This window comes from Zobellia laminariae (assembly GCF_030553095.1).
GTDB lineage: Bacteria > Bacteroidota > Bacteroidia > Flavobacteriales > Flavobacteriaceae > Zobellia > Zobellia laminariae.
The window spans coordinates 4,321,870-4,342,461 of the sequence record NZ_CP130738.1; the positions used below are offsets into that span (position 1 = coordinate 4,321,870).

Genomic DNA, 20,592 nt, shown 5'->3' on the forward strand with positions numbered 1-20,592 from the left:
ACTTAAAAAGATGAAAATATTATTCGTTTTAACCTCTCATGATAAATTGGGAGATACAGGTAAAAAAACTGGATTTTGGGTAGAAGAATTCGCTAATCCATATTATACATTATTGGACAAAGGTGCTGATATTACTTTGGCAACTCCAAAAGGTGGCGCTGCCCCAATAGATCCTAGTAGTAACACTCCGGATGCAAGTACTGCAGATACAGAGCGTTTTGAAAAAGATGCTGTAGCGCAGAAAAAAATCAAAAACACCAAAGTATTGGCCGATATGAATGCTGATGATTTTGATGCGGTTTTCTATCCTGGTGGACACGGTCCGTTGTGGGATTTAGCAACTGATGCCAATTCTATAGCATTGATTGAAAAATTCAATGAACAGAAAAAACCTATTGCTTTTGTATGTCACGCTCCTGCTGCTTTAAAAAGCGTAAAAGGACAAGACGGAGAATTCTTGGTGAAAGGTAAAAAAGTAACCGGATTTACAAATACAGAAGAAGATGCAGTTCAACTTACAGATGTTGTTCCTTTCTTAGTTGAGAATGCATTGAAAGAAAATGGAGGTATTTACTCCAAAGGTGAAGATTGGGCTGCATACGCTTTACAAGATGGCAACTTAATTACAGGGCAAAATCCTGCATCATCAGAATTAGTAGCCAAGAAACTTCTGGCTAGTTTAAACTAATTGCATATCCCCCAATTAGTAAGAAAGCTTACCGGTTTCCGGTAAGCTTTTTTTTGTTTTATATCTTCCTTATGGAGCTCTTCCAGCCCTATTTAACTACGGTCGCTTCCAATTCAATTTTCAGAGTTTCAAATAAACCTTTCACTTCTATGACCGTACTGGCTTGTTGCACGTTATTCTCCTTTGTCCAATTTTGAAACACATCAAAGCAGCTAAAAAACTCTTCGGTAGATGTCGTGAAAACGTTTAACCTCACTATATTTCTACATTCGTAACCGGCTTCTTCTATAACCTTTTCTAGATTTTCAATTGCCTTTATCAACTGCGGCTTCATATCCTCCGCGCTAGATTTTCCATCTGCATCAATTGCGGTCTGGCCGGATATATAAAGTGCTCCTTGTGTATTGGTCACTTCAACAGCTTGTACATAACTTCTTTCGTTTTGCCATTTCCAAGGGTTAATTATTCTTTTTTTCATTTGATTTTGATGTTGTGCGGATACTGACGTACGGTCACTAACGCCATTACTAAAATTCCTTTTTTATAAGTCAACCAATCAATTATTAAGTGTCTTACAAAGATTTGAACTTTGGTACTCTCTATTGTGTGACAAACATCACAATTATGAAAAAAAATAAACTAACTCGGGGCAAGCCCACGAAGTATTAAAAGGAATACAGTTTGATTTCGAGGTAATCCTGGAGCATTTAATCTCGATTATTGAGTAAAATATTTAATGGGAAAGCCTACTGAGTGTTTCCCGGGATACGCCCAAGTAGGAAGCCAAAAGCATTTTAGGAACTCGTTGAAATAGTATTGGATATTGTTCCAAGAGTTGTTCATACCTTTCCTTGGCACTTGAAGTTAAAAAGGATAAAATTCTTCTCTGGGAAGCTATATGACCCGCGTTGGATTTCTTCAAAAAGAAGTATTCCATTTTAGTAAAGTCAGCGGCCAGTTTGTTATAATTATTTAAACTAATGCTAAGCACATGAGTTTCCTCAATGCATTGCAATGACATCTGAGCCTTTGTTTGGGTAAAAAAAGCGGCAAAATCACTTTCCCACCAATTTTCCATAGCAAAGGAAGTTATATGTTCCTTTCCATTTGTATCATCATAAACCAATTTTAAAAGTCCGGAGATTACATAGTAGCAATGATTTACAGATTCTCCTTTTTGAATCAGAAAATCACTCTTACCATAAGCTTCTTTTGAGAAATGAGACAGGACAAAGGTATATTCATCATCACTTAAAGCAACTACTTCCTCTATATGTTTTCTAAGCTGATTACTCATTTAATAATTTTTTGTGCTATGCTTTTTTGTACTGAAAATTTACGAACTTTTATAAATAGATTTCTGTAAAATAGACCGCCAAAAAATATAAGGTCTCTAGAAGTTCTATACAATAATGGATAAATACATTTTGCTTACCCTATTTATTTGAATCATATAACAATAATGAGTAAGGAAAACAGTTTTCAACTAACGTCATCACCAGTTATATTCAAGGAGAAAGACTTTTAGTTGGCAAAATCGCATTTGCATCTCTCGTTGCCTTATTAACAATTACCACATATTCATTGTAGTACATAAAACCCATAATCATGATAAATTTACTTAACCTAAAACGTCTTTTTATTGTACCAATAGTAATACTTTCTACTTCTTGTTCTTCGGAGTCAGATACTATTCTACCTGATGATAATGAATCAAATGAACTATCTAGCGAATCAGTTGAACTGTCTAGTGCGGAAAATATTCAGATTTTTCCATCAAATCATCCATTAAATAAAGAAGTTACCAATAGCCTTGTAGATTCACATTCAGATATCATACTAGAAAATATAGGTTTAAATTCTGGGCTTTTTCCTGATTTTGGTAGTGGTCTATACAATGATGCTCCCATTGGTATACCTTATACTGTAGTTGATGGTAGCCAACAAAATGTGCCTATTACTTTTAGTGAAAACGGTTATCCTTCGGAAAGTGATAAGGGGCCTTTTCCTATTCCCCTAGATGCACCAATAGAAGGTAATGGAAAAGGAGATAGTCATGTTATTTCTGTAGATGTAGAAAACGGTATGTTGTATGAATTATTCAATTCAAAACAAGTTGGTACTGGTTTTGAAGTGTCTAGTGCAGCTGTATTTGATTTAAATGAAAATACCTTTAGGCCAGATGGATGGACATCAGCAGATGCGGCGGGTTTACCAATTTTCCCTTTATTGGTTAGGTATAGTGAAATTGAAAAAGGAGAAATAGACCATCCCATTAGGTTTACCATTCCTAGATCTAAAATCTATGAGGGGTATATACATCCGGCACGTCATTTAGTTTCTGGCAATACAAATGATCAATTATTACCTTTTGGAGCCGTTTTAAGACTTAAGTCAACATTCGATACCAGTGATTTTTCTGAAACAAATAAAATAATTCTACAAGCCATGAAAAAATACGGGTTGATATTGGCAGATGTCGGGTCAAACATGTTCATATCCGGTGCACCAGATGAAAACTGGGATAATGACGACCTGAGAGCATTAAGAAATGTCACCCTAAACAATTTTGAAGTCATCCAGATGGGCGAAATAACAACGAAGTAAACTACCTTTAGGCAAGCCCATGAGGCATTAAAAAGAATACACTTTGATTTCGAGGCAAACCTTGGAGTATTTAATCTCGACTAACGAGTAAAACTTTGGAGTGTTTACAATTAAACCACCTTACATTTCTAGTGTAAGGTGGTTTATTATTAAATATCAATCTCTATTTCACGTTGAAGCAACCCTACTCCACCAGCCATCAACCCCCTTATCTTGCCTTTTTCAATCTGTAGATTTACCACAATTAAGCTGGGCGAAGGCTCTTTCATATATTTTCCTTGTTGGATTCTAAAACTGCGCTGCTCCATTTTCAAAACGTCAAACAGATAACCGGCAAGCGGCCCGGCAGCCATTCCTGTTCCCGCTTCTTCTTCAATTCCATAACTGGGAGCGAACATTCTTGAAGTAGCGTCATATGCTGTACTTTCCGTGTCAGTTGAAAACACGTAATACCCAATCAAATCAAATTCTCTGCTGACTTCGGCTATAAGATTTAAATCTGGGACTATGCTTTTTAGTATCTCTTTGCTCCTTACCGGAATTAGTATAAACGAGTTTCCCGTGTTCACTAATTTTATTGGCGCATTCGGCAAGAGGTCAGCTTTACTTAATCCTAGGGATTTTAAAATAGCACCTTCCCTATGACTAACGTCTGTATATTTTGGAGCCAATTGTTCCATAAAAGCTAGGTCTCCAATCAGCTCTATTTTTCGTTTTCCATCAATGGTTTCTTTGGAAGAACTACTGCTCTTTAACGCGCCTATCTGTTTTAAATAGGAAAACGTAGCTACTGTGGCATGTCCGCAATGGGCTATTTGTTTGTTAGGCGTAAAGAAGTCTAACTTAAAATCTTCTGTTTTAGATTTTGAAACGAATGCGGTTTCTGACAGGCCTACTTTTCTGGCAATTTCTAGTTTATTCTCTCCAGTAAGTTCATCGGCATTTAGCACTACTCCTGCTGGGTTTCCTCCTTTTCCATTTTCGGCAAAGGCATTAAGAATCTGTACGGTTATTTTCTTTTTTGAAGTCTCCATTGTATCTATGTATTGGGTTACAACTTATAGACGTAATGAAATGGAAAAAGACGTAGCTAATCTTCGTTATTTTCAAAATCGATTATTTTTCCAGAACTATCGGAGTCAACATTGGGGCAATCCAAAATGTTATCTTTCAAAATTTCCTGGCTTTTTGAACTCTGGATTTTGTTCCCGAATAAGAGATTTTTAGATGTTGAGCAAGTTCCTTTTGAGAATAGTTTTTAAAAGAAGTCAAAACAATTGCTTCCTTATGTTCCGCGGAAAGACTATCTATTTTTGAATTGATGCAGTTGGTTAAATTCGCATATTCAAAATTGTTGCTCTCTGTTTCAGGAATATCTAAATCACCTATGGCTACATTTTGATTTTTCGCTTTGCGGAAGTGATCAATGATGGTATTTCTTGTAATTTGATACACCCATGAGGTAATCTTAGAAGTGTGTTTAAGCTGATGGATATTTGTTTGAATCTTGATAAAAACTTCTTGATGAATATCTTTGGCTAGATGCTCATCTTTAATCTTCCCTGAAATAAACTTAAAAAGTTCTTCATTGAGGTCTTCCCAAATGATATTGATTTCAGTTTTCAAGATTTTGTTTTTTTAACCGGACGCAAGTAGTAACACCCGTTATTCCGTATAATTTACACTTTTCAAAATAAAGTCTACAATGGGCGTAGGATCTTCCAAACTATGAGGATGGTGACCCACTCCTTCTTTACCGATAAGTTCTATGGTGCCTCCCGCTTTTTCAAAGTTTTCTTTGAGTAATGCCGTATTTTCCTCTAAAGGAACAACAACATCTGAATCTCCATAAACGTGAATTACAGGAATACCTGCTTTAGCAACTTTTATACTCGTATTAATAGGTATTCCCTCAAACCTTTTAACCGAAACGGAGTCCAACCCATAAGCCGCTAAACAAAGTTCCCAAGCTTTGGGACTTCCCTCTCCGCTGAACATTCCTCCTGGCCAACTCTTAATATCACATACGGGAGCATCTGCATAAATGCTGAAAACCTTATCTGTATTTTGTGACGCCCAATTATAAATAATTAATCCGCCACGGCTCAATCCTTCTAATACTACTTTCTGATTAAGTCCGTATTCCAAAACACAAAATTTATAAAAGTCATTCCATAGCTGCACCGCTTCATCATTCCCGAATAAGTTGGCGACATCCACATACACCACATGAAAACCTTTTTCTAAAAGAGCTTTATCTACTTGTGGCTCAGCACCCCAAAAGCGAGCTCTCCAAATCCAATAGTTATTGGAGTTCGCTTTGTTCGGAAAAACCACCTTGGTCTCATGCCCTTGAAAAGCAAATTCTTTTACCTCGTATTCCGAAAAAACGGAATCCTGTGCAAAGGCAGAAATAGAAATAAAAAGGGTTAACAAAATGAGGATATGGTTTGCGCTTTGTTTCATTTGGTTTCGTTTGAAGGATAAATCTACTGGTATGTACAACTCTTTTGTTTTACTTTAAATCGATTTCAAAAAAACACACCTGCGTTATGATAGTGAGATGGCAAATCTGAAGTATTTTTTAATTTCTTCATGCCCAAGAAATCAAAACCACAGTTTATATAATGATTGATTAGCTTATCATTCTTGCCACAGGTATCCATTCTAACGTACTGTTTGTTCTCCTTTGCGGCGAAGTCTTTAGACCAAGCTACAATGGCTTGTACAAAATTCTTTCCCCTAAACTCAGGATTGGTGGCTATACGGTGAATGTAGATAGATGAGCCATTATCTTTCTCTTCCCAAATTTGAGGGTCACTATAAGTTATGGCCCAAACACAAGCTATTTTATCGTCAATTGACAGCTTAAATTGTCGGTTTTCAAGAACTTCCGTGGTTATAAGGTCCTTTTCAAATTCAGGCCATTGATTGTCAGGGAATTTTACTTTTTGAAAGTCCGTAGCTAATTTATACAGCCTAAATATTTCAGGAATATCATTGAGCGTGCTTGTGGTTATTTTCATATTTGAATGGGATTTTGGCTTACAGTTTATATGAAGATGTCAACTTTTAGCAGTGAGTCTTTCCCTATTATTTCAAACCATTTTCTAAACATTTTTTTTCCTTAACTTTTTTAGTTTTCTCTTAATTCTGTTGTCACAATTGAGCTTAACAGTTACTCCAGAATTTTCTAGAAAAAACAACATTTTTGAAATTTCGTTAAAATTATTATCCAATAGCACATTGTATTGTTTTCCAAAATTGGTGTTGATTTTCATACTGCTCAACAGCTTACGCCCTTGTAAAAAATCAACTTCTCTTATTTCTCCATAATTAATTTTCCTTCGACTATTTTTATCCAGTCCAAAAGGTTTGCTGATTTCAATAATATTTTCGTAGAGTATTAGCTCCCATGAAAACATACGTTGTAAAAAGTGGAAGACAAATACAACCAATGGGATTCCAATAAAAATAAACTTAATCACAAGAGGTACCTCCAATTCATAAGTAAATACTATAAATCCAAATATAATAGCTGAAACAAAAACCAGTAACCCAATGGGAAACAATAAATTTTGCTTTACTATATGTTTTGGACTACTTTTCAAATCAATTAGAATTGTTGAGCTATATTAGCACGTACAATAAAGTTTTAATTAACCACCTACTCCACACTCGCCACTTGGCTTTCCCCATCATCATAAGTCACACGATAAATAGCATCACCAAAATCATCAGAAATTAAAAGCGAGCCATCTTTAAGTAGCAATATATCTACAGGTCTTCCAAAAGCTTCTTGGCTTTCCTGATCTAACCAACCTTCTATAAAAGTTTCATAAGACACAGCTTCATTATTTTCTATTTTCACCAAAGAAATTTTATACCCAGACTTTTTAGAACGGTTCCAAGATCCATGTTCCGCTATAAAGGCATACTGCTTATATTTTTCCGGAAACATATCTCCTGTGTAAAACTTCATTCCCAAGGGAGCCACATGCGCATCTAAGGTTTGAACAGGCGCTACAAAATCCGAACATGGGCGTTGGCTACCAAATTCAGGATCTGGAATAGTCCCACCATGGCAAAATGGAAAACCAAAATGTTGGTCAGCTTCCGTAACTCGGTTCAACTCACAAGGAGGAATATCATCACCCATCATATCTCTACCGTTATCCGTAAAATACATTTCTTTGGTCTCTGGGTGCCAATCAAAACCTACAGTATTACGAACTCCCCTTGCATAAATCTCACGATTGCTTCCGTCTGGGTCCATACGGGAAATAGTAGCAAAACGCTCATCTACTGCCGTAGAGTCGCAAATATTACAAGGTGCGCCTACGGGAACGTATAGTTTATCATCAGGACCGAAAGCTATGTATTTCCACCCATGGTGAAATGGCTCTGGAAAATCATCATAAATTACTGTTCGCTCTGGTACGCTATCCAAATTCGCTTCAATATTATCATATCTAAAAAGCTTGCTTACATCTGCCACATACAGCGAACCATTTCTGAAAGCTAAACCATTAGGCGACTCTAATGTGGTATCAAGTTCAATTACTCTATCCGCTTTAAAATCTTTATCACGATCCTGAATGGCATAAATTTTCTTTTCATTTCGAGTTCCCACGAACAAAGTTCCATCGTCACCCATAGCCATGGAACGTGCGCCATCTATACTATCCGCAAAAACCTCAATTTTAAATCCGTTTGGTAATTTCAGTCCTTCAATGGGTAATTTAGATTCTGGTTCATCATAGGTAACCATCGGTTCCTTTTCTTCAACCTTTTGCTTCTTTTCATTACAGGCGGTAAAACCCACAAGCGTCATTGCAATCAAAAATGTCTTTAGTGTATAGTTTTTCATCTGTTTATTTTATTAGAGATATTGTCTTAAATTTTTCTTGAAGAATTCTGCACTATCCGCTATACTTTTCATGGAATCTTGAGCAAAATTGCTTCCTTGTTCTATATAATAATACTGCAAAGCATCTGTATCTATTTGAGAAAGTATTTCTACATAATCGATTGAACCGTTACCCAACTCAGTATAATCTCGGGTAACCTTATCCATATCTTTAATGTGCCACATGACGTAGCGCCCAGGCTGTTCCGTAATAAGTTCCTGTGGTGTCTTTTTTGAGGAGTGCATCACCCAATACATATCCATCTGTAGTTTTACCAATTTAGGGTCGGTTTCTTTTAGAATGATATCATAACCAATTTGACCGCTATGGTCCGTAAATTCAAAATCATGATTGTGATATGCAAAACCAAGTCCAGCGGAATTTACCTGCTCCGCGATCCAATTCAGTTTTTCGCTAAGCACTTTATAATTTTCAATAGTCCGGAACTCAGGTGATAACCAAGGCCAAGTAATATAAGGTTTGTTAAGAATACGAGCTCCTTCTATACAGGCATCCAAGTATTTTTTAAGCTCTTCATCTGGCTTATTAAAATAAGACGAAAAATCGTAATGACCACTTGTGGTCGTAAGATTTAGGTCATCTAGTATCATTTTGAACTCTTTTGCCTTGTATCCATAATATCCGATGTTCTCAGGGTCAAAACCATAAATTTCTAGGTCTTGATAACCCATTGCTTTTGCCTTTTTAAGGCTCCCCAACGGGTTCGCTTTCATGGCATCACGAATGGTAAAAAGTTGCAATCCCATTTTAAACTTTGGCTTCTTGTCTAAGGAAAAACCCGTAACTGGCAATAGGGTTGCTGCCGAAGCCATACTACTCTGTTTTATAAAATCTCTTCTATGCATATATCCTAACGGAAGTTTCAAAAATTGGACAAAAAAAAGGGCTTGCTTAAAAGCAAACCCTAATATATTACAATCTTTTGGTACGAACGAAAATATCTACAGTTTATGAAACTGAATCTATAGCCTCACCAATTAAAGTTTCCCCTTCCAAAATCTCAAAAGTGGTATTTTTTACGGCATCATCATGCAACGCACGCACTAAAGTCTGCGCTACATCATCTCTACTGATAGATCCCGATTTCTCTAAACTAGATGCTGCTTTAATTTTCCCTGTTCCCTTATCATTCGTCAAAGAACCTGGACGCACTATCGCGTAGGTTAGATTACTATCTTTTAGATAGACATCTGCATTATGTTTGGCCTTCAAGTAATCCTTTAAGTCGCTTGCCTGCTCTGGGTTGTCAGCTCCCATAGAGCTTAACATTACAAATTTCTTTAAATGGCCAGATTTTGCTGCATCTACCATTTTTTTAGCGCCTTCTTGGTCTACTTCTTTTACTTTCTTTCCGCCAGAACCAGCTGCAAAAATTACCTTATCTATATTTTTTACGGTGTGCGATATATCTTTTTCCAAATCACCCATAACGGTAGTGATATTATCTTTCTCAAATTGCTCTTTTTGAGATTCTTTACGAACCATTGCTATAGGAGTGAAATATTGAGATTGATTTAAAAGTGTTACTATTTTTTTTCCTGTGGTACCATTGGCACCAGCTACTAATACATTTTCCATTTCATCATTTTTTAGTTACTACAAATTTAGATGATACTACCTTTATCACTTGATGCAGAATGATTCATTTTTGACTCAGAAGCATTGTTGGTGAATGCAAACCCTATCCAAGGTATTGACTTACCTTTGTGTCATAATTTTTTTTGAATGGCCCATCAACATTTTAAAATATACAAACCCTTTGGATTCATAAGTCAAATGGGTTCCAATAACCTAAAGGAAAAACGGTCCAAGCGTTTTATAAGTGAGCTATATCCTTTTGATGATGACGTAATGGCCATAGGACGATTAGATTTAAAGTCTGAAGGGCTCCTTTTAATGACTACCGATGGAAAACTAAGCGACACCATTAACCGCTCGGGAATTGAAAAAGAATATTACGCCCAATTGGATGGTGTCATTACCCCCGAAGCCATTGAAAAATTACAAAAAGGAGTTGAAATTGGTTTTGAAGGAAAAAAGTATATGACCAAACCTTGCCAAGCTAAACTTATGAAGGAAGAACCGAATTTTCCTGAACCACATCATTTGCTGCGCGTAGGTACTCATAGGCCAAACTCTTGGTTGTCGGTTACTTTAACAGAAGGAAAGTTTAGACAAGTGCGCAAAATGACGGCCGTTGTAGGTTTCCCTACATTACGTTTGGTACGGGTTAGAATAGGATCGATAACACTTCAAGGAATGAATCCGTCTGACGTGATTGATTTCCCGAATTTACCTGCAGAATTGAATTTGGAATAATTTAGTAAACTAAAAATTACTCTGTTAGCTTACTAATAGCAAGAAGCTCTACTTTACGAAACTCAACTTCAGAGCCTTCGGCCTGTAATGCAATTTGTCCTGTTTGCGCTGTAGCATCATAACCATGATTTACTAAGTCACCGTTTACCCAAACTTTTATTTCATTCTTTAGACACTCAATAACCATATGGTTCCACTCACCTAAAGGTTTTTCAGAGTCGTCGGTCAGATTTAGGATTCTACGTTTTTTGCCTTCGGTAATGCCCCATTCCTCTTTAGGTCCGCGGCGTTCTACCATATCATCTACGGTAATATCCTCAACAATGCACCAAAAGTCCCCTGCATTTTCATGCATCATTTGAACTTCAATAGATTTTGGAAACATTTTGTAAAGGGAGCGTGGTGTAGAAGCAAAAACCAAAACACCACAATTGCCGGGCTCGCCGGCAAACCGGTATTCTACATCCAAACGAAAGTCTTCGTAGGAGGCATCTGTAATAATATGGCCTGCTGGTGTGCCTAAGCTAACCAACATGCCATTTCTTATAATAAAGGGATTTCTTGCATCTGTACTGTCCATTGCCGGAACATCTATATGCCAACCGTTAAGGTCTTTGCCATTAAACAGGCTTTTGGCCGTTGGCTTACATGAGCATAGGGCGATAAGTGCCACTGAAAAAACTAAAATGAATTTTTTCATAGATAAAGAAAACGGACAAGTGCTATGTCCTATTTAATTTGATACAATTCGAAAATTAAATAGCAGTAGTCTTGCTATATTTTCTTAACACGAACGGCATTCATGCCCTTCATACCTTTTTCTAGTTCAAAAGAAACTTTATCGTTCTCGTTAATCTCATCGATAAGGCCACTTACGTGTACAAAGTATTTTTCTTGATTCTCAGAATCGATAATAAAACCGAAACCTTTAGAGAAATCAAAATAAGACACTTTACCGTTACGAACTGGATCAAACTCTTCTTGGTCTCCCTCTTCTCTTTTTGGAATACCTAAAACAATATCTTCAGCATCTACCTGAACCTTTTGTGATGGATCTGGCGGAGTATCTACTAGGTTACCGTTAAAGTCAACATATGCGAAAGGAATCCCTTCGTCATTTTCTTTTGAAGCGACTTTACGTGCATTTTTTTTCTTCTGTTTCTCTTCACGTTTTTTCAAACGTTTCTTCTCTTTTTCAGTCTTATTATAGGTTTGCTGCGATTTAGCCATGCGCTATTTTTCTTGTTTTAAAATTAGGAGGATAAGGTAAGAAATTATTTTGTTTTTATTTGCATTTTAAACGCGAGAAATTACAGAAATACAGAAGGTTAGGATAAATCCATTTTTTACACATAAAAATATAACTGTCAACGTTTTATAAGGATTAACATAAAGGAAATACCACAAGGTTTAACTCCTTTTTTCTGAGTAATTCCGTATCTTCTTTAAATTACGAGCTGAAAGATGTCATATTTTGAAAATGAAATATATAAATCTGCACGTTGATTAGTCCTCAAAAGCAATTTTTATGTTCTTATAACTTTCATTTTTTTGAGTGGTATAAATAACTTTAATCACCTTTATTACTATCTTTCGCCCGAGCCATATCGTTCTCCTGCAGGCGAATAAAACTTTATATTTTGAAAAAACACTTAAACATTCTTGTATTAATTGGCCTATTATTTTTAGGCTATGCTTGTTCTAGTGATAGCACCGAATATGAATCTGTACCCAATCCGGATGAAGAAACTCCTACTCCACAGCCAGAACTAGAACCTGACGAAATTATAGAGGTAAATGCCATACCAGCATCTCCACAAAGACTTGGTGATGCCGATAAAGGATACGAATTTTTAATTACCGGAAATTATATGAGTTCCGGAGTGCCTTACGATGCATTTGTACAAGGTTCTGGAGGAGACAACACAAACTTACTACAACGTACCGGAGACAATGCCAATATTGCTTATGAATATACCGCGGTTAACGCCGCAAATGGAGTTAGAATAGTTTCTCCCAATTGCATGTCTTGCCATGCAGGTTTTATAAACGATGAGTTTGTAGTAGGGTTAGGCAATCACGCAGCAGATTTCACTATAAATAGAGCAGACAACATTGGTTTGGTCAGTGCAGGTGTTTCTTTGCTTTATGGGGGACAAGAAAGTGATGAATGGGAAGCTTATGATCAGTTTAGAAAAAGTATAGAAGCCATTGGCCCTAAAACACTTACCGAAACCAGAGGAGCTAATCCTGCTGATAAAATCACACGGGTGTTAGCTGCTCACAGAGACAAGAATTCACTAGAATGGACGGACTCACCTTATGTAAATGTAAGTGATGAAGTTATTCCTACAGATGTACCCGCATGGTGGTTGCTGAAGAAGAAAAATGCTTTGTTTTATCACGGAATAGGACGTAAAGATTTTTGTAAATCTTTCATAGGGTCTGCCCTATTAACATTGGACGACCAAACAAAAGCCGAAGAATTAGACCCAAAAATGCCAGACATACTTGCTTATATCTATAGCATAGAAGCGCCGGCCTATCCTTTTGAAATTGATGCCGATTTAGCAGCTGAAGGTAAACCTGTTTTTGAAGAGAATTGTGTAAAATGTCATGGTTCTTATGGTGAGAATGAAGAATATCCAAACCTTCTTGTAGCACTTAAAACTATTGGTACGGATGCTGCGCTTTCGGACCTTTACACAACACCATCTGATGTTAACGATTATTTTCTAGACTGGTTTAATACCGGCTGGTTCGGAACAGGAGCCGCTGGTTTAGAATTCAATGCCGAAGGTGGATATATCGCTCCTCCTCTAGATGGTGTATGGGCAACTGCACCTTACTTTCATAATGGCTCGGTGGCGACTATAGCCGAAGTGTTGGATAGCTCAAAACGACCCGCATACTGGAGCAGAAGTTTTAACAGTACCGATTATGACAAAGAAAGTATAGGTTGGAATTATACCGAAGAAGTTTCCAAAATAGATAAAGAAACCTATGATACCACCTTAAAGGGATATGGAAACGGTGGACATACTTTTGGTGATAAATTAACCGATGAGCAGCGTCTAGCTTTACTGGAGTATGTAAAAACTTTATAATGTTTTTCACTTAAATAAAATCTAAAAAAAGCCCTTATCCTGTTTGGATAAGGGCTTTTTTTAACTAAAAATTTCTTTATTCTTTTTTAAGTGAGATAACTTCTTTAGTGCCATCAGGATAAATTAGATCCGCAATATCATCACAAGAACCATCACCAAAATCAACATCTACTGTTAATCCGTTTAGAAAGTTCCATTAGGCCTTTTCCTATATAATCGCAAGATGACTCTGCTTTTAACACATTTGCAATGTCAATGTTATAAGTATCATCATCAGAAGTTACCGTCCATTCACCGTTCATTTGTAAAACAAAACCTTCACCAGAATCCGGTGAAACAAATCTATAGTTCTTTTCTCCTTCTTCAGAAAGTTCACGACCATCCTCCAAAACTACATCCATATCCACACCTACATCAAAAACTAAATCATATCCGTTTATAGACTCCTCAACAGAGATCCCTACTGACCTTTCCCCATTCAGTTTAATTCCACCAACAGAAAAATCACTATAGGATACCGTATAATCATGAGAATCTTCTTCACCACCGTACACAACCTCTATTGACCCGTTCATTAAATAATCATTGGCCGCTGATGTACAGTTATCAAAAGTTGCGGAAAACCCTTTTTCCGTATAAACTGCCGTATAGCATGTTTCATCTTTTCCCGAATTTGCTGAATTCCGATCGCCGTAAATTCCACTAATCATACCATCTGCAGCACTAGACATATCATCCAAATCAAAAATAGCAGCTAACTCTGTCTGTTCAACTACTAATTTTTGTTCTTGCTCCTCTTCTTGTTCTTGACCCATATCCAAAATTTCATCGACATCATCGGAACAACTAAAAGCTAACAGCGAAAATGCACCAACAAAAACGTAAGGTCTAATAAGTTTAAAATAGGAAGTCATATTTAAGATTTAAGGTTATCGTGCAAAAACGGAGAATGGTGCAGTATATTATAGTTCAGTACGTTATTTGGATGAACGGTAACAAAACCTATACAGATGGTAAAATTTTAATCTATGATTTCCTATAATTCCTTCTAAACTTAAAGAAAATAATTAATTAAAAGAACTGAAAAATCGTATACGATACCATATATTTACCATATGGGAATGAGTATTATACTACGTGATAAAGTACGAGAGCATCTTTTAAGACAAATGCAAAAAGGTGATTTACAATATGGACAAGGCATTAATCTTGCTGCATTGTCTAGAAAGCTAAAAGTAAGCGTAACTCCTATTCGGGAGGCTTTAACGCAGCTACAACAATCCCACATTATACGAGCTATTCCCAACCGCGGCTTTGTAATTGCAGCCGTTAATCCAGACGAGGCCAAAAACCTTTACGAGCTTGTTGCCCATTTAGAAGTTTTGGCACTAGAGGAATCTACGTTTAACGAATCTTCAATCTCCAAACTAAAAAAACAAAGAGACCTCATTGCAAATGCCGAAGATGCTTTGGAACGCGTGAATGCCTATATGGAGTTTCATAGATTACTAACCTGTAATTACAAGAACCCTGTGTTCCAACAAATACTTAAAGATTTAAAAACTAGGGTTTTCTTCTATGAACGTGCTTTTATGTCCAACGATTCCTTTCATTACAACTCCAATGATCAGCATGATGCTATAATTTCCGCTATTGAGGATGATAATATTCCTTCCGCCGCATTAGTTCTAAAAATGAATTTAATGTTGGTAAAAAGCTATATAGAAAAGCAACTTGTAGTATTATAGATTCATCAACAAAAATCTTAATTCCCGTCTTTTAATTAGGCATTTTGACTTAATTACAAAATTATCTTCAGCCTTTTTAAGTAAACCATTGAAGACTTATATGTTGTTCATTATCAATACATAGGTCAACAAATCACAAAGTTTTTGTAAAGTCATATCTGAATTCAAATTACAGATTTACATTTGAATTGTATTTCGACTAAAAACCGAAAAGACAAACAACAATTTTAAATTAAAGGCGTTTTAACGATACCTAAAAACAAAAAGACATGGGTTACTTATCTCCTCAAATAGAAGTTTTGGCTAGAAAGAAAAAGCAAGCAGAAAAATCTTTGATCAAGAAAGAACACTCTTGTGGTATTTTTCAAGATTACGGTAGTCTAGGCAAAAAAGAAGAGCTAGTTAGGGACTAGTTTTTCAAAATTGTTTGGGCAACTTCTAGAATAGTTTTGCCTATTAGTTCTGGCGCTCCGTCTAACGGATAAATAGCGTGACCTTCCCGTGCAACAAATGCGGTTCGTAATCCTGCACGTTTGGCTCCCAAAATATCCCACCCATGAGCGGCAACCATCATGGTGCTTTCTGCTGATGCACTCATTTTACCAAGAACGGCTTTATAAGGAGACGCGTCAGGCTTGTAACTAGCAACCACTTCCACAGACATTATAGCATCAAAATAAGAAGCGATACCTGCAAACTGCAATTGTTCTTTTAACAAATTCTCATTGCTATTAGAAAGAGCAACCAATTTGACACCTGCGTCTTTCAAAAGTTTTAGACCTTCTTTTACATCATCATGTGGAGGTAATTTCTTAATATTCCCTAAGATTGAATCCAAAGTATCTTCCGACAAATTTTTATCGAATTTTTGCATTGTCATTTTCAGCGTAGCCTTTCCTATTGCGCTAAAATCTTCGTAATTACCAGTTAAAGTTTCAACTAAGGAGTAATGAAGTAAAGTCCTGAACCACAATGAAAAAGCATGTTTTGAATCTAATGCCTTGTTTATAGCAGAAGCCAAAGGGTCTAGATTCAAAAGTGTTTCGTTAATGTCAAAAATAAGTAGCTCAGGTTTATTCATTTTGTTCTGTGTTTTACTTGCAGTTCAGTTATTTCCCTTTTGAATATCGGTTATGAAATGTCTAATTTTCTTAGGTAGATTAGACTCATTAAATTGTGATTCATAAATTCCATCTTCATCCGTAAACTTTACAGTATAGGTAAAACCGTCACGCAGTTGACTGTTATCTTCGCGTTTAACGCTAACTGCCTCAAGCATTTCTTTTTCCTCTTCTTTACCAAGCTTTACTTCTCCCTCAAAACGCTTGGGAATCGCCGTAAAACCACCTTCTATGTTAATATCGTATTTCATTATACAACAATTGGAGTTAGACCTACTTGAGAGAAACTCATGCTGATAGCTTCTACAGCATTGTGAGCTACTTTATCTTCTGAAATTAACTGTTGTGCGGTACTTACCAAAGTTTCTACCATATCATTAAAGTCAGACGTACGCCAAAGCGCCTTTAGAGTCTCAAACCATATCAATGCACAGTCATCAATACCAATTTCTAAGCAGCACAGATAAAAAGCCTTATTAGGTATCCCTGAATTGATATGTACACTATTGTCTCCCATTCCGTTGTAATAATTATCCATATGGTCTGGCTGCGTATCAAAATCATTTGCGGTACCATAAGTGCTTTCATGGAACGTATAGCAACGCCCGGAAATTCTTCGGTTACCACGCTATCTCCAATCAACCAATCGGCATCAGCAATATCTTGCCCCAAGTATTTTTGTTTGATAATCGTACCGAATACATCAGAAAAATGCTCGTTAAGTGCGCCGGGCTGACTTTGGTATTCCAGATTAGCAAAAAACTGGGTTACACCATGTACAAGTTCATGAGCAACAACATCTATAGCGCTGGCAAAATCTGTAAATTCTTTACCGTCACCATCACCATATGTCATTTCATCACCATCCCAATACGCATTGTTGTATGCTTCTCCATAATGCACGTTGGATATAATATCAAGTCCGTTTCCATCAATGGAATTCAATCCAAAAGTCTCCTGAAAATATTTGCGAACAAAGCCCGAAGTATCATATGCGTTATTCACACTTTCATCCTCTACAGGCTCTTGACCTTCTTGTCTAACGAGCTTCATACGCTGCTCAAATTGATTCTGAGAATCGTATACGAAACGCTCCCCACTCCCTTCTGCTTGGTTACGCAACAACAGATTGTTTAGGCTACTGCGTCTACGTTCCGCAATTCTTCCTGTATCGTTCAAAGCTCTTTTACAACTTCGGTTGCCATGTTTAGCTAATTTCTCAAGTAAGTACGGTGGAATTATATAGCAATGGGCTTTTGTGCACATAGAAATAGAATTTAGGGTTTGCGATGTAATTTCGCATGTTTTAAGAGCAACTCAAAAAATAAGCGTTAAGCTTTTAACTAAAATTGATATAAGTTACGTCTTAATCAATCTTCGGGAAACAAGCTTTTATCCAAACCCGGAACTAAACTAAGGGCATTCTTATAATACACTTTTTTCAAAATTTCATCGGGTAAATTAAGGCCATACATAGCCCAGAACGCATGATATTTCTTATAGTAAGGAAAATACTCGTCATTGGTTTCTAAGACCCTAAAATAGGTAGGGAACTCCTCTGGCTTCCAACTATCCTTTCCAAATAGGATTCGATCTTGATACTTTATGAAAAATTCACGTGCATTTTGTGGCTGACGACCTAGCTCTGCAATCACGGCAGCTATACCCACATACATATTGGGCATATCATCTAGAAAACCGCCCAATTGTTGTAAATCATTAGCGTACCAACCCATATGAGCACTAATAAAATTTGTTTTTGGATGTTTTTTGAACACATTGTGTTGCTCATCTATAATTTGTTGCCATGGTGCAGGGTCTGTGTCTGAACGCTTTCTGCGCGAATGTGTTTTCAGCTCCAACCACCGTTCATTATCTGCATTCATATCATCCCAAAAGGATTTTGGGTCGGCAGAATGAATTAATACGGGAACGCCCAATTCCCCACACTTTGCCCAAATAGGGTCTAAGCGCACATCATCAACCGCCAATCGCTTACCATCACTATCTACATTTCTAAGCCCTAGACTTTTAAACACTTTTAAACCTCTTGCACCTTTTTTAATATCGGCTTCTAATTGGGCCACGGTCTTTTCCGTCCGAAGGTTTTCCAGCCCCATCAAAATCCACATTAGCAAAGACTACAAATCTATTAGGATAGTTTTTGGCAATATTATCTACGCTTTCCGCCAGTTTGCTCCCTGAACCCCCGCTTAAATTGACCATAATAGCCTCATTCATAGCGTCCATATCTGCTACCAAACCTTTAAGGCTCTGCGCACTCATACTTCTTTGATGACTATGAATATCTACAAAAGGATATTTCGCTTTTGTCACCTCATGCACCGGAACCACCAAGGTGGATTTTGGATTATACTCTTCAAACCCCATTTCCTGAGCAGCTAAACCATTGCAAACCAATACTATTACTGCAAGACTAATTTTTAAATTCATTCTTGTTCTTTAATTGTTTATAATCTTCCTCAGTATCAACATCGCTAATACGATTTCCTGCAGAAACTGTGATAACAGTGTCCCGCTCTTGCTCTAAAAGATGTTTCGCACCAAAATCTTCATTTAGATTTAATAGCATGTCCACATATTTTATTGGAAAAATGGCTGGCACTCCTGCCCTATTTTTATACGCGGTAGCTATGATTCTGTCCGTTTGCTCCACGGATGTAGCAATCAATGTATTAAGGTATCTAAAATCGATTAAAGGTTGATCCGCCAACATAATTAATATCCCGTCAAAATCTATATCCGACTTGAGAAGCCATTCGGTTCCACAAGCAATAGAACCACCTAAACCTGATTGCCAAGCGGTATTTTGAATAAAAATTGCTTTCTCCTTAATTTGAGATTGTATCAATTTAGCATTTGCGCCCAATACAGTGACAACCTCAATTGCATCTGCAGGTTTAGCGGTCTGAATAGCATGCCCCAACAAAGTAGTGTCTTTCCAAGAAAGGAGCTGTTTTGGTTTTCCCATTCTTGTGGAAGCCCCAGCGGCCAATATTAAAATTGCAATACGATGCGGCGTATTCTTCATTAGGTGTGTATTCTACCCTGCTTATCCTTAAGCATTATAGGCTCTTTATTTCTTGTAACCGAGAGTATTTCCGAAAGAATGGCCATAGCGATTTTATGGGCAGTTTCTGCTCCAATATCCAATCCTGCCGGACCATGGATTACATCAAAAAAAGCATCTGAGACTTCAGGGTAATTTTCTATGAATTCATTTAGAAGTTTCTCCCTTCGTTTTGCAGGTCCCAACATTCCAAGATACACTGGGCGTGATTCTTTAATAGCTAACAAATACTTTAAGTCACGAACATAACTATGTGTCATTAAAACAATTGCAGTTTGTTCATCAATAGAATTAAGGGATAACATTTCTGGTTCTTCCGTTAGAAAAAGATTGGCTCCTGGAAAGTCATTTATATTCTTTTCTTCTGCTGCAGAAGCCACAATAGTAACTTCCCAACCCGTTAAAGAAGCAAAGGAACACAACTGCACCGCATCATGTTCCGCACCAATTATAATCAGTTTAAAACAGGGGTTCATTTGTTGCTCAAATAGCTCCTTATCATCTGTTAGAACTGTATCATTCCGCAATCCAATTTTCTTTCCTCCAAAAACAAAAAACGAACCCAGGCCAGCATCGCTACCTTCACTCTTACTAAAAGATGAAATAATTTTAAATTGCTCTCTGCTATTCAATGTGAGCTCAAAGGCTTCAAGAAAAGTCGAGCTTGGAACAAAGGGTTCTATCAATATATAGAGAATGCCCTCGCAGCCCAATCGATACCGACCATCATAAATCATCATCTTGGAAACATCATCTGCAAAAACAGTTTGCGCCTGTCTAATGATTTCTTTTTCTACGCAACCGCCACTAACCGCTCCTATCCTCTTACCGTCCTCACGAATGAGCATACGTACCCCAGGACGACGGTACGAAGAGCCCTCTAAAGCAACGACCGTCGCTAGGACGGTCTTTTGCTTCTTATTTTTTGCAGCCTTATAGGCTCTAACTATGTTTTTTAATTCATGCGTCATACAAACCGA

27 protein-coding genes are annotated in these 20,592 nt (G+C 37.0%); 6 read left to right on the plus strand and 21 right to left on the minus strand.

Annotated features, from left to right (window positions below):
* Positions 1–10: 10 nt before the first annotated feature.
* Positions 11–688: a type 1 glutamine amidotransferase domain-containing protein gene (locus tag Q5W13_RS20845; protein WP_304444358.1), complete on the plus strand. Its 678-nt coding sequence runs from the start codon at positions 11–13 to the stop codon at positions 686–688.
* A gap of 88 nt (positions 689–776) precedes the next feature.
* Here the strand turns inward: Q5W13_RS20845 and Q5W13_RS20850 are convergent, their stop codons facing one another.
* Positions 777–1,166, minus strand: coding sequence for a RidA family protein (locus tag Q5W13_RS20850; RefSeq protein ID WP_304444359.1), 390 nt, complete (start codon positions 1,164–1,166; stop codon positions 777–779).
* Between the two features lie 255 nt (positions 1,167–1,421).
* The gene (locus tag Q5W13_RS20855) at positions 1,422–1,985 is read right to left on the minus strand and encodes a Crp/Fnr family transcriptional regulator (RefSeq protein ID WP_304444360.1); all 564 of its coding nucleotides are present in this window, start codon (positions 1,983–1,985) and stop codon (positions 1,422–1,424) included.
* A 311-nt stretch (positions 1,986–2,296) separates the two neighbouring features.
* On the opposite strand from Q5W13_RS20855, the gene Q5W13_RS20860 reads away from it, so the two are divergent.
* Positions 2,297–3,295, plus strand: a complete 999-nt coding sequence (locus Q5W13_RS20860) for a hypothetical protein (protein ID WP_304444361.1) — start codon at positions 2,297–2,299, stop codon at positions 3,293–3,295.
* A 149-nt stretch (positions 3,296–3,444) separates the two neighbouring features.
* Here Q5W13_RS20860 and Q5W13_RS20865 read toward each other — a convergent pair whose 3' ends face one another.
* From Q5W13_RS20865 to Q5W13_RS20900, 8 genes are all read right to left on the minus strand, one after another.
* Complete coding sequence (locus Q5W13_RS20865) at positions 3,445–4,329, minus strand: PhzF family phenazine biosynthesis protein (protein WP_304444362.1); 885 nt, start codon at positions 4,327–4,329, stop codon at positions 3,445–3,447.
* Positions 4,330–4,465: 136 nt separating this feature from the next.
* Positions 4,466–4,921, minus strand: coding sequence for a sigma-70 family RNA polymerase sigma factor (locus Q5W13_RS20870; RefSeq protein WP_304444363.1), 456 nt, complete (start codon positions 4,919–4,921; stop codon positions 4,466–4,468).
* 39 nt (positions 4,922–4,960) lie between these two features.
* The gene (locus Q5W13_RS20875) at positions 4,961–5,761 is read right to left on the minus strand and encodes an alpha/beta fold hydrolase (protein WP_304444364.1); all 801 of its coding nucleotides are present in this window, start codon (positions 5,759–5,761) and stop codon (positions 4,961–4,963) included.
* A 65-nt stretch (positions 5,762–5,826) separates the two neighbouring features.
* Positions 5,827–6,321 carry a GNAT family N-acetyltransferase gene (locus Q5W13_RS20880; protein WP_304444365.1) on the minus strand — a complete coding sequence of 165 codons (495 nt, stop codon included), beginning with the start codon at positions 6,319–6,321 and terminating at the stop codon, positions 5,827–5,829.
* A gap of 84 nt (positions 6,322–6,405) precedes the next feature.
* Positions 6,406–6,906 carry a YdbT family protein gene (locus Q5W13_RS20885; protein ID WP_304444366.1) on the minus strand — a complete coding sequence of 167 codons (501 nt, stop codon included), beginning with the start codon at positions 6,904–6,906 and terminating at the stop codon, positions 6,406–6,408.
* A 56-nt stretch (positions 6,907–6,962) separates the two neighbouring features.
* Positions 6,963–8,165, minus strand: a complete 1,203-nt coding sequence (locus Q5W13_RS20890) for a PQQ-dependent sugar dehydrogenase (RefSeq protein ID WP_304444367.1) — start codon at positions 8,163–8,165, stop codon at positions 6,963–6,965.
* A gap of 12 nt (positions 8,166–8,177) precedes the next feature.
* Entirely contained in the window at positions 8,178–9,038 is an 861-nt protein-coding gene (locus Q5W13_RS20895; protein WP_304444368.1) for a sugar phosphate isomerase/epimerase family protein, read from the minus strand.
* 136 nt (positions 9,039–9,174) lie between these two features.
* Positions 9,175–9,804 (minus strand): SDR family oxidoreductase, encoded by a 630-nt coding sequence (locus tag Q5W13_RS20900; protein WP_304444369.1) that lies wholly within the window; start codon positions 9,802–9,804, stop codon positions 9,175–9,177.
* Positions 9,805–9,951: 147 nt separating this feature from the next.
* Here Q5W13_RS20900 and Q5W13_RS20905 point away from each other — a divergent pair, with 147 nt between their 5' ends.
* Positions 9,952–10,545 (plus strand): pseudouridine synthase, encoded by a 594-nt coding sequence (locus Q5W13_RS20905; RefSeq protein ID WP_304444370.1) that lies wholly within the window; start codon positions 9,952–9,954, stop codon positions 10,543–10,545.
* A 16-nt stretch (positions 10,546–10,561) separates the two neighbouring features.
* On the opposite strand, the gene Q5W13_RS20910 is transcribed toward Q5W13_RS20905, so the two are convergent.
* Positions 10,562–11,245, minus strand: coding sequence for a 3-keto-disaccharide hydrolase (locus Q5W13_RS20910; RefSeq protein ID WP_304444371.1), 684 nt, complete (start codon positions 11,243–11,245; stop codon positions 10,562–10,564).
* Between the two features lie 74 nt (positions 11,246–11,319).
* On the minus strand, positions 11,320–11,775 hold the full coding sequence (locus Q5W13_RS20915) for a cold-shock protein (protein ID WP_155596504.1): 456 nt from the start codon (positions 11,773–11,775) through the stop codon (positions 11,320–11,322).
* A 410-nt stretch (positions 11,776–12,185) separates the two neighbouring features.
* Here Q5W13_RS20915 and Q5W13_RS20920 point away from each other — a divergent pair, with 410 nt between their 5' ends.
* Positions 12,186–13,652, plus strand: a complete 1,467-nt coding sequence (locus tag Q5W13_RS20920; protein ID WP_304444372.1) for a c-type cytochrome — start codon at positions 12,186–12,188, stop codon at positions 13,650–13,652.
* 161 nt (positions 13,653–13,813) lie between these two features.
* Here Q5W13_RS20920 and Q5W13_RS20925 read toward each other — a convergent pair whose 3' ends face one another.
* Positions 13,814–14,566, minus strand: coding sequence for a hypothetical protein (locus Q5W13_RS20925; protein WP_304444373.1), 753 nt, complete (start codon positions 14,564–14,566; stop codon positions 13,814–13,816).
* A gap of 207 nt (positions 14,567–14,773) precedes the next feature.
* Here Q5W13_RS20925 and Q5W13_RS20930 point away from each other — a divergent pair, with 207 nt between their 5' ends.
* Together Q5W13_RS20930 and Q5W13_RS20935 are read left to right on the plus strand one after the other, a co-directional pair.
* Positions 14,774–15,400 (plus strand): GntR family transcriptional regulator, encoded by a 627-nt coding sequence (locus Q5W13_RS20930; RefSeq protein WP_304444374.1) that lies wholly within the window; start codon positions 14,774–14,776, stop codon positions 15,398–15,400.
* A 269-nt stretch (positions 15,401–15,669) separates the two neighbouring features.
* Positions 15,670–15,813, plus strand: coding sequence for a hypothetical protein (locus tag Q5W13_RS20935; RefSeq protein ID WP_162857250.1), 144 nt, complete (start codon positions 15,670–15,672; stop codon positions 15,811–15,813).
* On the opposite strand, the gene Q5W13_RS20940 is transcribed toward Q5W13_RS20935, so the two are convergent.
* The 8 genes from Q5W13_RS20940 to Q5W13_RS20975 form a co-directional block, all read right to left on the minus strand.
* On the minus strand, positions 15,810–16,481 hold the full coding sequence (locus Q5W13_RS20940) for a haloacid dehalogenase type II (RefSeq protein ID WP_304444375.1): 672 nt from the start codon (positions 16,479–16,481) through the stop codon (positions 15,810–15,812). The genes Q5W13_RS20935 and Q5W13_RS20940 overlap by 4 nt on opposite strands.
* A gap of 24 nt (positions 16,482–16,505) precedes the next feature.
* Positions 16,506–16,772, minus strand: coding sequence for a hypothetical protein (locus Q5W13_RS20945; RefSeq protein WP_304444376.1), 267 nt, complete (start codon positions 16,770–16,772; stop codon positions 16,506–16,508).
* Positions 16,772–17,038 (minus strand): M4 family metallopeptidase, encoded by a 267-nt coding sequence (locus tag Q5W13_RS20950; protein WP_304444377.1) that lies wholly within the window; start codon positions 17,036–17,038, stop codon positions 16,772–16,774. Before Q5W13_RS20950 ends, Q5W13_RS20945 begins: the two co-directional genes overlap by 1 nt.
* Entirely contained in the window at positions 16,972–17,787 is an 816-nt protein-coding gene (locus tag Q5W13_RS20955) for a M4 family metallopeptidase (RefSeq protein ID WP_304444378.1), read from the minus strand. The genes Q5W13_RS20950 and Q5W13_RS20955 overlap by 67 nt, the downstream gene beginning before the upstream one ends.
* 104 nt (positions 17,788–17,891) lie before the next feature.
* Positions 17,892–18,641 (minus strand): amidohydrolase family protein, encoded by a 750-nt coding sequence (locus tag Q5W13_RS20960; RefSeq protein ID WP_304444379.1) that lies wholly within the window; start codon positions 18,639–18,641, stop codon positions 17,892–17,894.
* On the minus strand, positions 18,583–18,975 hold the full coding sequence (locus Q5W13_RS20965; RefSeq protein ID WP_304444380.1) for an amidohydrolase family protein: 393 nt from the start codon (positions 18,973–18,975) through the stop codon (positions 18,583–18,585). The genes Q5W13_RS20960 and Q5W13_RS20965 overlap by 59 nt, the downstream gene beginning before the upstream one ends.
* The gene (locus Q5W13_RS20970; RefSeq protein ID WP_304444381.1) at positions 18,959–19,573 is read right to left on the minus strand and encodes a nucleotidyltransferase family protein; all 615 of its coding nucleotides are present in this window, start codon (positions 19,571–19,573) and stop codon (positions 18,959–18,961) included. The genes Q5W13_RS20965 and Q5W13_RS20970 overlap by 17 nt, the downstream gene beginning before the upstream one ends.
* A complete protein-coding gene (locus Q5W13_RS20975; protein WP_304444382.1) occupies positions 19,573–20,583 on the minus strand; it encodes an XdhC family protein in 1,011 nt (336 codons plus the stop codon). The genes Q5W13_RS20970 and Q5W13_RS20975 overlap by 1 nt, the downstream gene beginning before the upstream one ends.
* Between the last annotated feature and the right edge of the window lie 9 nt (positions 20,584–20,592).